Origin of the sequence: Stenotrophomonas sp. GZD-301, from assembly GCF_049310345.1 — a bacterium.
Lineage (GTDB): Bacteria > Pseudomonadota > Gammaproteobacteria > Xanthomonadales > Xanthomonadaceae > Stenotrophomonas.
In genome coordinates, this window is the sequence record NZ_JBMOWY010000065.1 from 1 (window position 1) to 14,373 (window position 14,373).

Sequence of the window (14,373 nt, forward strand, 5' to 3'; positions counted from 1 at the left end):
TTTCCTGCAGCAGTGGTACGCCCTGAGCGACCCTTTGATGGAAGAAGCGCTGTCCGACACGGCGGTGATGCGCCGACTTTCCGGCATCAACAGCCTGGAGCGCATTCCTGACGAGACCACGATCCTCAACTTCCGTCGGTTGCTAGAGACACATGGGCTTGGCGCCAAGATGCTTGAGGCGGTCAACGCCCACCCGCAGCGTCAGGACCGCAGTCTGCGCGCAGGCACGATCGTGGATGCCACGATCATCCACGCGCCCAGTTTTACCAAGAATGCCGACAAGGCGCGTGATCCGGAAATGCACCAGACCCGGAAAGGCAATCAGTGGTACTTCGGCATGAAGGCGCACATCGGTATTAATGAGCTCTCTGGCCTTGTGCACCATGTGACATGCACCGCTACCAATGTAGGCGATGTCACAGTCACGCACGAACTTCTGAACGGCAAGGAGGACTGCGTGCTGGGCGACAGCGGCTATACCGGGGCGGAGTCGCGGCCGGAGCCTCAGGACTCCAAGGCGGCGTTCTTGATCGGCAGGAAGCGAGGCACATTGAAGGCGATCAAGAAAGCGCGCGACCGTCGGCAGCACGAGCGCTGGGGGAGTTGCAAAGCCAGCATGCACGCGAAGGTGGAGCATCCCTTGCGTGTCATCAAACACCAGTTTGGTTACACCAGGGGGCGCTATTGCGTTCTGGCCAAGAACGGCGCGCAGGTGCTGACGCTATTTGCGCTGTCCAACCTGTGGGTGACTCGCCGGCAGTTCGTGCCGGCTCAGGGGATGAATCCTCCTGGAGGTGCCCAACGGCGCCCCCAAAACCCTATTTCCAGCGTAATGTACCGCACTAGGTGGGCGCGGGACGCGCTCGGCTCATGAATCCAGCATTGCGGATGATCTGCTCAGACCATCCCTAGCCCGAGTGGAGGTCTGTTCTGAAATTGAGGCGATAAGGCACTTGCTCACGCGCCAGCTATTGTTGTGCAATTGATCGACTTTTCAGCGATCCTCAATTGGGTGGATAGTGAGGAGTGCTGGGATCATGCCCTTCGATCATTACGTCTCCAAGGATGCTATGCCCTGGCTCCAGTCGCAACTTGTTGAGTTAAGAGGCTGGGGCTTTAATGGACTAATTGCAAAGGAACAAAGATGCCCGCGATTCACGTTTTCATTGATACGAATGTGCTCCTGAACTTCTACTCCTTCACGGAAGATACGTCATCGGACCTTGAAACTCTGACCAAGCTGCTCAGTCCGGAGCAGATCAATGTCCATCTTCCGAAGCAGGTTGAAGACGAATTCTGGCGGAACCGCGAGTCGAAGATCCACACAGCGGTAGCGGAGTTTAATGGCGCCAAACCCCCGCCCGGTATCCCAAATCACATGAGGGGTACGGACACTGCAAAGCAGTACAAAGAAGCGCTTGACGTCGCAGCCAGCGCTCGCAAAAAGTTGGCGGCCCATGTCCTCGGCTTGGCGGTCTTGGAGGAACTCGAGATAGACAACCGAGTGCAGGCATTGTTCTCCACTGCAGTGAGGCACAATGACTGCGAGGCCTCGCTATGCCGCGCCATCACCAGGATGCATAAAGGAAATCCACCAGGGAAGCCGGGCAATATTGGTGATCGATATAACTGGGAAATACTCCTGGCATCCGTGCCCGACGCAGACCTTCATATCGTTACCAACGATATGGATTTTACGACTCTGCTGGGTGCCGTTGGCAAGGCGTATCCTCCAATGCCCTTCTTGGTGAAGGAATGGAGGGCTAAAGCGCCAGGCCGAAACTTGTACGTTTACTCCACTATTCAGGCGCTACTGAGCTACTACGAGAAGCTGGTCGATCAACCTGTTGAAGTGCCGGTCCAAGTACAAGCGGCTCTGGAAGAGGTTGCCGCGGCGGCACCCGCTGTACCAGCCGCAGAGGATGACGCTCTAGCTGTGGACCCCGAGCTTGAAGAGGCCAAGGTGAAGGCTATAAATCAGCTTGTTCACAGCGATAGCTTCTACACGACGCACAAGGCGATTGCGAAGCTAGGCAAGCTGATTCCACTGATCACAGTGCAGGATGCCGAAGAGTTGTTCAATGCAGCAACGGATAATCAACAAATCAGCTGGATCATCACTGACCCAGATGTCCGTAGCTTCTACGTAACCATCCTGAACATGCATTTTGTAGATGCTGAAAGTGGTCTTGTAGACCTGATGATCGACCTGCTGGGCCTGCAGGCTGATGAAGAGATCGATGACGAGGGCGAGGCGCAGCCGTAAACACTGCAGCCGAGGGCTGCAACTGGCCTGTATCGGCCTGTGGCGGCGTGGCAATAGTTCGGAGTTTTAGCTCGCCACGCTCCGCTCGCTTCGATGGCTGGGCGAAGAAGGGTGAGCAGCATGCGCCGCTGCTACGTGCTTTGCGTGTCCGTGCCTATGCCCTGGTACAGGAGAATGCTGAGCGTTCGTTCGGGGCGGGGTCAGATACGACCTTGGTGACCAACGTTTAGTCGAAGGCTGCGGTCTCGGCATCCATTGCCATTGCTATGCATTCCGTGGCGCGCGGCGATTCATGCAAGCGCAAGTCGCTTCGTGGCTTGACTCAGTTCATGCGTTAGATGACCGCTTTTGGCCGTGAGCGGACACCGTGCCGAATGCAGCGCTTGGTGATGCTGAAGTCGGCTCGCGACCGAAAGCGGCCATCCGCATGCCGGGCGTGCTCATGGCTAAGACCGCGCCAGGCCCGGCCATCCGGCTTGTTGGCGCAACCCGGTGCCCCTAAGATCGAGCTGCATTACCCGAGACGTCGAGCGTTCAACGCCTATGTTCAAACTTACTTCTAGTCGGATGCACGGCGGGATCGAGACGTGATGACAATGGAACTGACCTATGAGTCTCCGGATGGCACGCTTCAACTGGTAGAGCCGACTGAGCGACAGATCACAGACGTTGTCCTCCTGTCTCCCGCCTCTTACTGGCAGCAAGGAGGAAATGGTCAGGCTCTGCTTTCTGTCGCGGGTCGCCCCAGCCTGGCTATCATGCAGCCGGAGGCAGGTCGATTCTTCCTGGAGCTTTTCTTGGAGGATCGACTGGTTCCCTACGATGGAGGAAGTTGTAGGGAATTCTTAGTGACAGAAATGGGGGGCGACCCGTTTCGTGTTCCTCTGGCCTGTACGGTTACGCCCGGCATTGCAGCGTCAGTTCTTGCGGAGTTCGTACGGACGCGCAGACAGCCTGATGGAGTTTGTTGGGTGCCTATGGGGGACGTGCCGTTCGAGAAAGGTTGGTACGATCAGTAAAGGTACATTGGGCCATACACATCGCTCCAAGCCGTGTGCGCACACCTCGTCCATCACCAGGTGCAGTGGGAACACGCGGACCCCAGCTATGACGCGCTGTACCCGGAATGCGACAGCGCTGCCTGATGCAGACATTGCCAGTGGCACAACTGCTTCAGTGTGCGGTTGGGGTTAGCCTCCGGACTGAAGCGGCCCTGGCCTAGCTTTAGAACGGCTCTAATTCTGGAAGGATATCGCCGAACTCCTCGTGCAGCACCGCCATGAGCTCAAGAATGCCTGCATCCACGCTGATCTCTGCTAGGACAATCAGTGTCAGTATGGAGAAGGCGTTGGAGCTTTTGAGCAAATCAGTGAGCAGCTGAGCGGGATAGCCCGACTCGCCTCTGTGGAGGGGATGAATGCCACCGTGTACATAGGAGTTCATTCCGCCCCATAGTCGATCTCGGGCTCTGCCGAGAAGAGCTGCAGCACCCTTCGGGCCGGACGCCTCAAGGGCTGCGAGCATGGCTGTGACGCCAGGAAGATTTCTTGCTGCCTGTTGGGATGCTGGTGTCAGCGGGGCCATAAGTCGTGCCAGCTCGCTCTCTGTTGCCGCGTGTCGTGCCCAGACTGCTCTTACTAGCGCCTCGAACTGCGTGCGCAGTAGTACTATCGCAGACGGAGGAACCTCCGGCAGCAGCACTCGGATGGATCTGCCGTGGTCCAGAGTGAGAGCGCAAAGACGAGCCGATGCGGTCGCAGTTGGGTCAGCTGACACTTCGGACTCGGTCCATGCGGCGTCCACAAGTATCTCTAGCGCTATTGAGCGATCAACCGCTATGCGGAGAAGGTCCATCTGGGCGTTGTCCTATCAAGCTGTCTGCAAACCATTCGATGATATGTGGGATTATGGGCCGAAGCGGACATCTGCATGTGTTTGGCTCAGGTCTGGCTCGGTCTCCGTCCTGCCGCTCGGTCCGATTATGCGTGGGCTTGTTAGCCGGACGCAGCCGCCCTAAGATCAAACCATATCAAGGGCAGAGTTCATCTTATGATGCGCTGCGGATGAGGGGTATGGGCGGGCTCAAAAAGCCATCCATTGGGTGCTTGGCGGTTAGCAAGAGTTTTTGCGATATGGAAGGTATGCAGGCACACGCAATGGCACAAGCCATTTTGGAGCCGGATCCAAGTCGCCTAGATGTGGCTCAACAAGAACGAGCGATTGAGGCGGCGTACCTCTCGCGGAAACGAAACGTGGCTTGGTGTGCTCTCGCTGGTTCGGAAATCTGTATTGTTGTCGCCCACCTCGGCGGCACTGACGATTCGTTCGGGGTAATCTGGGGTGGGCTTGCCGGCTCTGCAATGGGTTGGTTTGTAACGCGCCGGCCTAGGCCCTGGCTGTTCATTCAATGCGAGACCGCTGTGCATCATCGATTGATTCAAGGGTTGAGTTTTCACGCCACTACAAACAGGAGGAAACAACGTGAAATGCCTTAAGACAGAGATGTTGAAAGCCTTTCTCGGCAACATCGAGCACACGCTCTCCAACAAGCCGAATGGCCAAAGCATGTACAAGTTCACCAATGGCCTTGTCCTAAATGTTTACGAGACTACTGGGGCCGTTGTGTTTCAAGGTGACAATGCCGACGGTGAACTGGCTGGGCAAATTAGATCATTCATTGAGAGCGTCAATGCGCCGTTCAATTGAGGCGCCGTTGCATATCTAGCAGGTCATTCAAGCCGCCGCCGCGTTGCGGCGCGGCTTGACCGAAGCGCTGACCAAGTCCCGCTTCTGGCCGGAAGCAGCCGCCAGTCCGATCCGCAGACCCATACCCGCGGCGCCCCCCAGCCCCACACCGCTTGTTGAATGAAACGCGCTTGAACTAGGATCGCGTTCCAGCTCAGACACGGATGTTGAGTATGTTCCGCACAGCGACGTTCATTTTCCTTACGCTCCTCAGCGGCGCCGCAACCGCGCAGACCGTCTGGAATGGCATCGGCACCCACTCGCGGACCAACGGGTCGGGCGATATCCAGACATCTGACGGTACTGCGGTCACCGTGTCTGCCGAATCGATGGAGCAGGACAAGTTCGTCGGTGCGATCACGTCACTGGACGCCACTGCCTTGCAGGGACGGGAGGTGCGTTTGACCGGTTCGCTCCTGGTCGCAGAAGGCACAGGCATTGCTGCGCTCTGGGTGCGCGCGGACGGCCCGAACGGACAGTTGGCGTTCGCGAATTCGGGTGCTAGCCCTGCCCGCGCCGGTGAGGGGGCGCAGGCGAGGGAGCTGCAGCTCTACGTCCCATCGGACGCGACCCACCTCAAGCTCGGCGTGACGCTGGATGCGGCAGGGCGTGTGGAGGTCCAGCGACTCACGCTGACGTCGGAACCCGCGGTGTCGGGCGATGTCTCCGCGTACGACATGATGGCGTATGCGCTGCCGATCATTCGCGCCAACGCACTGAACGCAGGCAAGGTGGACTGGTCGGCCCACAAGGCGAAGATGGATGCCTCCGACCTGAAGCAGCGTCCTGCACAGGAGGCGTACGGCCGGTTGCAGACGGTATTGAACGCGCTCGGCGACCGGCACAGTTTCCTGCAGGCGCCGCGGCAGGCCGCAACGGCCCGCACGACCGCAGTGGCATCGAGGGCCATTGAATCGCGGCAGATGCAGGACATCGGGTATGTGCTCGTACCGGGTCTGCGCGGCACCGATGCCGCTGCCGGCAAGGCATTCAGTGCCGAACTCTGCGGGAAAATCGCCACGCTGGCGCCCACGACCTCCAAGGGCTGGATCGTCGATCTTCGCCAGAACTCCGGTGGCAACATGTGGCCCATGCTGAGTGGGCTGCACCCGCTGCTCGGCGATGGCGCCATCGGGGCGAACCGCACCCGGGACGGCGCAGTGACCCGCTGGGGCGCACGTGCCGGCACTACATGCAGCCTCGACCTGTCCCGCAGTCGCGTTGCCGTTCTCATTGGCCCCAAGACCACCAGTTCGGGCGAGGCGGTGGCCACCGCCTTCAGGGCGCGCCCGGACACCCGGTTCTTTGGCCAGACCACCGGCGGGCGGGCAACGTCCAATCGAACCTATCCGCTTCCGGACGGTGGCGCACTCCTGTTGACGACGGCCGAGTTCCTGGATCGCGAGGGGCAGGCGTATCCGCAGGGCATCCGCCCGGAGACGCCTGTGTCGAGCGAGCAGGATGCCATCGAGGCCGCGGCCGCCTGGCTACGTTCGGTGCCTTGATGGCGTGACCCGGCTTGCGTACTGTTTCTGCGTCCCGCGCCTTCAGGGTATCTGCGCCCGCATGCCAGCGTCCTACGTACTGTTCTTCTTCGCCGGCCTGGGCGCCTTCAACGGCGTGGCCCTGTCGGTCCATCTGCTGTTGCGCCAGCCCGTCAGGCCGGCGCAGGGGTGGCTGGCGGCGCTGGTGCTGATGCTGAGCCTGCGGACCGGCAAGTCCGTGCTGTTCTACTTCTGGCCGGACATCTCCAAGCTGGTGCTGCAGGTCGGCCTGACGGCGTGTTTCTTCATCGGCATCTGCCTGGTCGGCTTCGTGCGCGCCTGGCTGGATCCCGATCGCCGGCAGACGCGGCACGACGCGCGGGTTGCGCTGGGCCTGCTGGTGCTCGCAACCGCCTTCGGCATCGCGTATCCATATACCGACAACGTGCGCCTGTGGGCGGGGCCGGTGTGGGGCACCATCCAGGTGGCCTGGCTGGCCTGTCTGCTGGTGGCAGCGGGGCTGTTCCTGCGCGCTGCCAGGCAGGGCCGTGCCGACGGGGCACCCGGCGCACTCACCCGCACCCATGTCGCGTCGGTGATCGCGGGCGTGGCGGTGATCTGGCTGGCCTACGCCACCGCCGGGTTGACGTCCTACATCGTGGGCGCGCTGTCGTTCTCACTGGTGCTCTACCTCAGCCTCAGCGTGGCCTTCGCACGGCGCACGCCGCCGCCCGTCGCCGAACCGTACCGGGACCGCAAGATCGCCCAGGCCGATGCCGAGGCGTCGCTGCGCGCGCTGAACGCACTGCTGGTGGACGAGGGCCTGTACAAGGACGCGGGCTTGAGCCTGGCCAAACTGGCACGGCGCCTCAACATGCCCCCGGCGCGGTTGTCGCAGCTGCTCAACGACAACCACAAAACCGCGTTCAAACCGTACCTGGCCCAGATTCGCGTCGAGGCCGCCAAGCAGGTGCTGCGCGCCCAGGCGGCCGCCTCGATGGAGGAGGTGGCGGAGGCCGCCGGCTTCCTGTCCACCTCCACCTTCTACCGATGCTTCAGCAAGGTGGAGGGAACCACCCCGGCGGCCTGGCGGCAGGCCCAGGTGCGGTTGGACGGCGGCTCCTGAAACGCGTTCGGCGAGTCGCAAAACACGGGTTGCCGTATTGATTCAAAAGGGAAATCGACAGACTTCGGGGCACCCATCCATCGGAGCCTTTGCATGTCGAATCCGCTTTCCACGCCGGCCACGGCCGCCGTGATCCCGTTGCCAGCCCGTCTCATCCGAGCGGCGGCGATCGCCTGCTTCGCGCTGCTGTGCGGCGCTCCCGCGCATGCCGACCCGGTCGCCGAGGGGCGTGCGGTTGCCGCCGTCATCGAGGACTACCTGCACGGCAGTTCGTACAACCAGCACGACCGGCTCACGCGCGCCTTCCATCCCGATGCGCGTCTGTACCTGAGCCAGGGAACGGACGGCATGCGCGAGGTCGGCATCGCCGAGTACGCCGGGTGGTTCGAGAAGAACCCGGGGCAGTTCAACGGCCGTACCGGTCGCCTGCTCGGCGTCGAGGTCGACGGCACCATCGCCACGGCCAAGGCCGAGATTGTGGTCAGCAAGGACAAGGCCCGCTTTGTCGACCTGTTCCTGCTGAAGAAACTGGGCGGGCAGTGGCAGATCATCAGCAAGACCGCCACGCGCGAATCGGCGCCGCCCCACGACCGCCAGGTGGTGCTGGTGGTCTCCAATGCGGACACCATGCCCGGCACCCGCCTCAGCGCCGGCAACAGCTTCTCCGAGCTGATCCATGCCTACGCCGGCTTCCGTGAGGCCGGCTACGGGGTGCAGTTCGTCAGCCCGGAAGGCGGTGCGGTGCCGCTGGCCTACATCGATACCCGCAACCCCGAGCACAAGGCCATGATCTACAACGGCGACTTCCTGTGGGCGCTGGCCAACACGCGCCGGCCCGACGAGGTGAATGCTGCCGACTACGCCGCGCTGATGTACATCGGGGGCAGTGCCGCCATGTACGGCGTGGCCGAGAACCGCGGCCTGCAGGCGCTGGCGGTGCGCATCTACGAGCAGCAGGGCGGCATTGTCTCGGCGGTGTGCCACGGCAGTGCCGGGCTGGTGAACCTGACCCTGTCCGATGGTTCGCCGTTGGTGGGTGGCAAGCGCGTCACCGGCTACCCCGATGCCTTCGAGGACAGGAATGCGGCGTATTACGCGACCTTCCCGTTCTCGATTGAACAACGCCTGCGCGCCGGCAAGGGCCAGTTCCATCACGGCGCCCGCGGCACCTCGCATGTGGAAGCCGATGGCCGTCTGATCACCGGCATGAACTGGGAATCCACCCGTGGCGTGGTGACGGCCATCGTCCAGCGGTTGGAGGCCGGCAGCGGCGCGGCAGGAAGCGCTCCCGACAGCGACGGTTGAGTCGCTGCAGCCAAGTGATCGACACGGTCCGGCCCCACGTTGCGTGTGTGGGCCGGACCGGTCGCGTGTTGGCAGGCGATCACCGCGCAGGCATTACGCCTGGGCGAGCTGTTTGATGAGCACTTCGGCCGCTTCGGCGGACGAGGCCGGGTTCTGGCCGGTGATGAGCAGGCCATCGGTGACCACATACGAGCCCCAGTCCGGGCCCTTCGAGTAGACGCCGCCTTTGGCCTTGAGTTCGTCTTCGACCAGGAAGGGCACCACATCGGTGAGGCCGACGCCGGCTTCCTCGGTGTTGGTGAAACCGGTGACGCGCTTGCCCGCGACCAGCGGCTTGCCGTCGGCGGAGCGGACGTGGCGCAGCACGCCCGGTGCGTGGCAGACCAGGGCGACCGGCTTGTTGGCGGCGATGAACGATTCGATCAGCGCGATGGAGCGGGGGTCTTCCGCGAGATCCCACAACGGGCCATGCCCGCCCGGATAGAACACGGTGTCGAAGTCGGCCTGGGAGACGCTGTCCAGGCGCACGGTGTTGGCGAGCTGATCATTGGCGGCCGCATCGGCTTCGAAGCGACGGGTGAGATCGGTCTGGAAGGCCGGCTCGTTGCTCTTGGGGTCGAGCGGCGGCTGGCCGCCGTTGGGCGAGGCCAACACGATCTGCGCGCCGGCGTCCTTGAAGGTGTAGTAGGGCGCAGCCAGCTCTTCGAGCCAGAAGCCGGTCTTCAGCCCGGTGGTGCCGAGCTGGTCGTGCGAGGTCAGAACGATGAGAACTTTCATGGCGTTGATCCTGTGGTGAAGAAGATGTGAGTAGACTGGTCGTCTAGAGACTGGGTGAAGGAAAAGGCGCCGTTGAGAAGCGCCTGCGAATCGCCCGCGTGGTCAGCGCGGGTGGTGGAGCATCTGCTGCGTGGTGCCCAATGCGTTGTCGAACGGTTGGATGGTGCGCACGATCTTGACCATGACACTGGCGCCAAGCCACAGCTGATAGAGGCTTTGCGCCACGCTTGCCGGCGTGCCGTCGATGGAAAGCGATCCGTCGTCGACGCCCGCTTCGATGGCGGCGGCGAGGCGCGCAACGATGCCCGATGTGCCGCGCTTGAGGGCCGCACGCATGGCCTCGGACAGGTCGGCTACCTCGGCGCCCAGCTTCACGGCGAGGCACTTGCCCTGGCAGTCGTCGAAGGACTGGTTGTCGCGCCAGGCCTGGAAGTACTCGGCCAGCTGCTGTGCCTTGGTGCGGCCGGCTTGGCGGAAGGTACGGTCCATCTCGGCCAGGTAACCCTCGAAGTAGTCCTCGAGCAGGGCCTCGCCGAAGGCGTCCTTCGATCCGAAGTAGTGGTAGAACGACCCCTTCGGGACGCCGGCGGAGGTCAGGACCTCGTTCAGGCCGACGGCCGAAAAGCCTTTGCCGCCCATGATCCGCTGGCCGGTGGCCAGGATCTTGTCGCGGACATCGAGGGTGTCAGGGGCGTTGGTGGGGCTCATGGGGTGTACTGTACGCTCGATTAGACCGGTCGTCTAGAGGCGGTGTGCCGCCCGAAGCGGTTTAGTCCCGGAGGGGATATTGGGCGGTGGCGGTGTGAGGGTGCTGGAACGGAGAGCAGCTGACCAACGGTCAGCTCTACCTGCTCGGTGGGCCGGCATTGCAGTGGCAGCACGTGCGCGATGGGCCGGCATTGCGTTGCCGGCATTTCGCCATGTCGCCATGTCGCCACCGGCGGGTGCGATGCAGCAGCGGCTGAAAAGGTTGCCATGACCTACGGGTGTATCGCCCGCATGCCGTGTCACCCAGCATGGGACGGACGCAAGGCGTGGGCCATTGCAGGGACGCACCATGATTGGACGCATCGGCAGTATCGTGATTCTTGCGCTGTGCAGCGCCAACGCGCTGGCCGGCGGCGCGGGCTACCAGCCTGCCTTCCACCCGGAGCAGTTGAAGGGGCCGCCGCCCGGCCGCGCCAACGAGGTGCTGGTACTCGGGTCGCCGCACTTGTCCGGGCTGCCCAAGACGTTCGCACCGGACCAGCTTGAACCGCTGCTGGAGCGCCTTGCCGCGTGGAAGCCGGAGGCGATCGCGGTGGAAGCGGTGTCCGGCCTGCAATGCGATTACATGCGCCGCTCGCCTGCGCGCTATGCCGACAGCATCAGCAGTTACTGCATCGATACCGGCCCGGCGCACGCGGCGACGGGGCTGGACGTACCCGCCGCGAACGCGGAAGCCGAGCGGCTGCTGGCCACCTGGCCCGCCGCACCGAGCGCGGCCCAACGACGGCAGTTGGCGGCGGTGTGGCTGGCTGCCGGTGAACGCAACTCTGCCGTGGTGCAGTGGCTGCGCCTGCCGGTGCAGGAGCGCATCGCGGGCGATGGCCTGACTCCACCCCTGGTGTCCTTCCTGGAAAAGCGCGTGCAACGCCGCGACGAGTCGGTGATGGTGGCCGCCGTACTGGCTGCACGCCTGGGGCTGGAGCGGGTATGGGCGGTGGACGACCACACTGCCGATTCGCCCACGCCCAAGGAACTGGAACAGGCCGCGTACGACGCGCTCACCAACGCGTGGAACAACCCGTACTCGAAAGCGCGCAAAGCAGCGGACGTGCCGTTGTACGCCAACCTGGACAAGCCCGGCGGCATGCTGGCGATGTACCGCGCCTACAACACGCCGGACGCGGCGATGCAGGCCTACAACGCCGACTTCGGTGCTGCGCTGGTCGAGCCTTCGCCGCAGGCCTTCGGGCGCGACTACGTGGGCTACTGGGAAACCCGCAACCTGCGCATGGTCGCCAACATCCGCGAGGTGCTGGGGCAGACGCCCGGCATGCGCATGCTGGCCATCGTCGGTGCCTCGCACAAACCCTACTACGAGGCGTACCTCCATCTCATGCACGACGTGCAGCTGGTGGATGCCGGCGAGGTGCTGCGCTGAGGCGGGGCATGAAGCCGGTTGCGACCCGGCCGTAGAGCTGGCCAACCAAACCCCGGCAATCAACAGGAACAAGCGATTTCCTATCGTCTGCACCATCCCGCATGGTGTGCTTCGGAGCGTAGAAACTCCCAGAGAGATAACGTTGGTGTTCCTGCGTCGGGAGGGTGGCTAATACAACACCCTCACGGGAAATACGCCCGCCGGCCTCTCTGCGGTTTCTAACCTCCCGACACCCTCGCCATCCCGGCGAGGGCGATCCTTGCAGGAGGTACATCATGCGAACGCCCTGGGCCGATACACCGTTCTTCGAACCGCCCAAACGCAGACCCTACGCACGCCCGACCCACGTCTGCAAAGTGGGTGCGGCGCACTATCCCATCCGCGAGGCGTACAGCACCGAAGAGGTGGTGCCGTACCTGCGCCTGCGGGGGCGCTGGCTGGACCAGCTCGGCTTCGACGTCGGCGCGCTGCTGAAGATAGACACCGCGCCCGGCAGCATCACCCTGACGGTGATCGAACGTCCGGTGCCGGTGCCCGCGAAGATTCCCCGGAAGCTGCAGCGCGCCGGTCGTTGAGGTGCATCCACGTCGGACAGGTGGTTTGGGAGGAACACATGAGCAGGAACGTTGTGATGCAGATACAGGTGGACGAGGGCCTGCGTGCCCGCTTCCACACGGCGGCGGCGCGCGACCGTCGGGCCGCCGACCAGGTGCTGGATGAGCTGATGCGCGCGTACGTGGCGCGCCGAGCGGAGGGGAGCGGTGGATGCGGGTCGCTCGCCGCCGGCGATGAGCGGGATCTGGAGGCGTTGGCGCGGGACCAGCGCGGCTGGCGATGTTGTCCGTTCGGTGAGTGATGGGAGGGGGCGCTAGCGGACCTGCTTGCCGTATGCCTCGGCGAGTACGGCCTTGTACGCCGCCAGGGGTTGCAGGCCCATCTCGCGGCGACGGTCGTCCAGGCTGTCCATGTCGGCGGTGGGCTGCAGCTCGAAGACGCCGTCGGCGTTCTCCTTGAACTGGCTGCCGTAGCGCTGCGGTCTGCCTTGGGCGAGCAGCACGCGGTCGGTGAGCAGGGCGTAGTCGGCGAGGTCGGCTTCACCGCTTTTTGCGGCCTTCTCGATCAGCGGCAGCATCGCGGCCTGGAAGGCCGGGTCGTGGTCGGCGTGCTGCACGATCACCCAGGCAGCCTTGGCGCCATCGCTGCCTACCCGCGAGCGGTCCGGCCAGCCCTTCTCGGCGACCGTGGCTTTCAGCCAGGTGGCGTTCTCCACGCTGACCGCCTTGGGCTGCGCCCAGGCGTCACCGCCGCCGGCCGCCACCGCAGCGTGCTGGGCGGCCTGGTCCTTCGCTTCACGCTGCAGCAGCGCGTCGCGCAGGGGCGCATCGCGTTGCACGGTGTGTCTGCGTTCTTCGGCGGCAATGCGTTGCAGCACGGACGGCCAGGCCGGATCGGCGCGCAGGGCGTCCAGGCCCGGGCGCGGCTTCGTGCGCAGGTCGTCCAGTGGCAGGCGGCCGGTGGGCAGCAGGGTATCGATGTAGGCCAGGGCGGCGGCGTGATCGCCCGAGGCGGCCGCGCATTCGACCAGCAGCAGTTCGCCGCCGGTGGGGAACGCGCTGCCGCTGGTGTACAGCGCGTCCAATGTCCGGGTGCAGCCGGCAAAGTTGTCCGCGCCGTACTGTTCGATGGCATCGAAGAACGTGGCCGGCGGTGCGGCGGCGGCGAGCAGCGGGGCCGACAGAAGCAGGGCCGTGGAGACGAGCGTCGTCAGGTGCGGCAGAGCGATTGAACACGGGCGCATGGCATTCCTCCTTGAACAGATGTCTTGGCCCGTTGCGAGCCACCGGGCGCAGAGGCAGGCTAGCAGATCCATCGTTGCCGTTGGTCATGGTGCCGCCCGCCACATGGCTGCGCGCAGGTGTGCCTCCTATGCTGCCTGCCGGACGTTATGCACCCCTACAAAGGACAGGATGATGGCGAACTCGATCGCGCGTGGACTGCTGCTGCCTGGGGCGGTGCTGTTGGGCATGGCCACGGCGCTGCTGCAGCTGTGGTGGGAGCATGCCCACGGCGGCATTCTGCGCCACCACCTGCTCAACGACCCGAGCCTGCCGGCGATCTCCAACGCGTGGGGCATCGTGGTGCTGCCCCTGTTGGGCGCAGTGGCGGGCTGGGGGCTGACACGGCGATCGAAGGCGCGCACCGGTGTGGTGGCACCGGCGCTTGCCGGGTTTGTCGGCGCCCTGTGCGCCGGCATTGCACTGTCGGTGGCGTTCGTGACCGGTGGTGAGACGGTGGCCACGCAGGTGATGGTGGGGATACTGGCGGCCAGCGTGGTGTTTCCCGCTTACCGTGCCGAATACCTGTTCGGCTTTGTGCTTGGCATGACGTTCGTGTTCGGCCCGGTGCTGCCGGCGCTGGTGGCAACAGTGCCGATGCTGATTTCGCTGGTCAGCCGGCAGGTGCTGTGGCGCGCGGTGATGTGGCTGGTGCGCCGCCCGCGTGCGGGTGCTGCGCGGTAAGACGG

The 14,373-nt window shown here is 63.8% G+C and carries 14 protein-coding genes; 10 read left to right on the plus strand and 4 right to left on the minus strand.

The window, feature by feature from the left end; genetic code table 11:
- Positions 1–874 (plus strand): IS5 family transposase (locus ACO6VK_RS17040; RefSeq protein ID WP_422509183.1); only part of this gene is annotated, 874 nt, incomplete at its 5' end.
- A gap of 270 nt (positions 875–1,144) precedes the next feature.
- Complete coding sequence (locus ACO6VK_RS17045; protein ID WP_422509185.1) at positions 1,145–2,266, plus strand: PIN domain-containing protein; 1,122 nt, start codon at positions 1,145–1,147, stop codon at positions 2,264–2,266.
- 1,224 nt (positions 2,267–3,490) lie between these two features.
- On the opposite strand, the gene ACO6VK_RS17050 is transcribed toward ACO6VK_RS17045, so the two are convergent.
- Positions 3,491–4,120, minus strand: coding sequence for a DUF6988 family protein (locus ACO6VK_RS17050; RefSeq protein WP_422509187.1), 630 nt, complete (start codon positions 4,118–4,120; stop codon positions 3,491–3,493).
- A gap of 648 nt (positions 4,121–4,768) precedes the next feature.
- On the opposite strand from ACO6VK_RS17050, the gene ACO6VK_RS17055 reads away from it, so the two are divergent.
- The 4 genes from ACO6VK_RS17055 to ACO6VK_RS17070 all read left to right on the plus strand — a co-directional run bounded on the left by ACO6VK_RS17055 (position 4,769) and on the right by ACO6VK_RS17070 (position 8,926).
- Positions 4,769–4,972: a hypothetical protein gene (locus tag ACO6VK_RS17055; RefSeq protein ID WP_422509189.1), complete on the plus strand. Its 204-nt coding sequence runs from the start codon at positions 4,769–4,771 to the stop codon at positions 4,970–4,972.
- A gap of 212 nt (positions 4,973–5,184) precedes the next feature.
- Complete coding sequence (locus tag ACO6VK_RS17060) at positions 5,185–6,516, plus strand: S41 family peptidase (RefSeq protein WP_422509191.1); 1,332 nt, start codon at positions 5,185–5,187, stop codon at positions 6,514–6,516.
- 61 nt (positions 6,517–6,577) lie between these two features.
- A complete protein-coding gene (locus tag ACO6VK_RS17065) occupies positions 6,578–7,621 on the plus strand; it encodes a helix-turn-helix domain-containing protein (RefSeq protein ID WP_422509193.1) in 1,044 nt (347 codons plus the stop codon).
- Between the two features lie 93 nt (positions 7,622–7,714).
- Positions 7,715–8,926, plus strand: a complete 1,212-nt coding sequence (locus tag ACO6VK_RS17070; protein ID WP_422509195.1) for a nuclear transport factor 2 family protein — start codon at positions 7,715–7,717, stop codon at positions 8,924–8,926.
- Between the two features lie 93 nt (positions 8,927–9,019).
- On the opposite strand, the gene ACO6VK_RS17075 is transcribed toward ACO6VK_RS17070, so the two are convergent.
- Positions 9,020–9,703 carry a type 1 glutamine amidotransferase domain-containing protein gene (locus tag ACO6VK_RS17075; RefSeq protein WP_422509197.1) on the minus strand — a complete coding sequence of 228 codons (684 nt, stop codon included), beginning with the start codon at positions 9,701–9,703 and terminating at the stop codon, positions 9,020–9,022.
- A 102-nt stretch (positions 9,704–9,805) separates the two neighbouring features.
- A complete protein-coding gene (locus ACO6VK_RS17080; RefSeq protein WP_422509199.1) occupies positions 9,806–10,411 on the minus strand; it encodes a TetR/AcrR family transcriptional regulator in 606 nt (201 codons plus the stop codon).
- A 349-nt stretch (positions 10,412–10,760) separates the two neighbouring features.
- On the opposite strand from ACO6VK_RS17080, the gene ACO6VK_RS17085 reads away from it, so the two are divergent.
- The 3 genes from ACO6VK_RS17085 to ACO6VK_RS17095 all read left to right on the plus strand — a co-directional run bounded on the left by ACO6VK_RS17085 (position 10,761) and on the right by ACO6VK_RS17095 (position 12,705).
- Complete coding sequence (locus tag ACO6VK_RS17085) at positions 10,761–11,849, plus strand: DUF5694 domain-containing protein (RefSeq protein ID WP_422509201.1); 1,089 nt, start codon at positions 10,761–10,763, stop codon at positions 11,847–11,849.
- 275 nt (positions 11,850–12,124) lie between these two features.
- Positions 12,125–12,424, plus strand: a complete 300-nt coding sequence (locus tag ACO6VK_RS17090; protein ID WP_422509203.1) for a SymE family type I addiction module toxin — start codon at positions 12,125–12,127, stop codon at positions 12,422–12,424.
- 38 nt (positions 12,425–12,462) lie between these two features.
- Entirely contained in the window at positions 12,463–12,705 is a 243-nt protein-coding gene (locus ACO6VK_RS17095) for a hypothetical protein (RefSeq protein ID WP_422509205.1), read from the plus strand.
- Between the two features lie 12 nt (positions 12,706–12,717).
- Here the strand turns inward: ACO6VK_RS17095 and ACO6VK_RS17100 are convergent, their stop codons facing one another.
- Positions 12,718–13,647: a DUF6624 domain-containing protein gene (locus ACO6VK_RS17100; protein ID WP_422509207.1), complete on the minus strand. Its 930-nt coding sequence runs from the start codon at positions 13,645–13,647 to the stop codon at positions 12,718–12,720.
- A gap of 172 nt (positions 13,648–13,819) precedes the next feature.
- On the opposite strand from ACO6VK_RS17100, the gene ACO6VK_RS17105 reads away from it, so the two are divergent.
- Positions 13,820–14,368 (plus strand): hypothetical protein, encoded by a 549-nt coding sequence (locus ACO6VK_RS17105; protein ID WP_422509209.1) that lies wholly within the window; start codon positions 13,820–13,822, stop codon positions 14,366–14,368.
- Positions 14,369–14,373 lie beyond the last annotated feature (5 nt).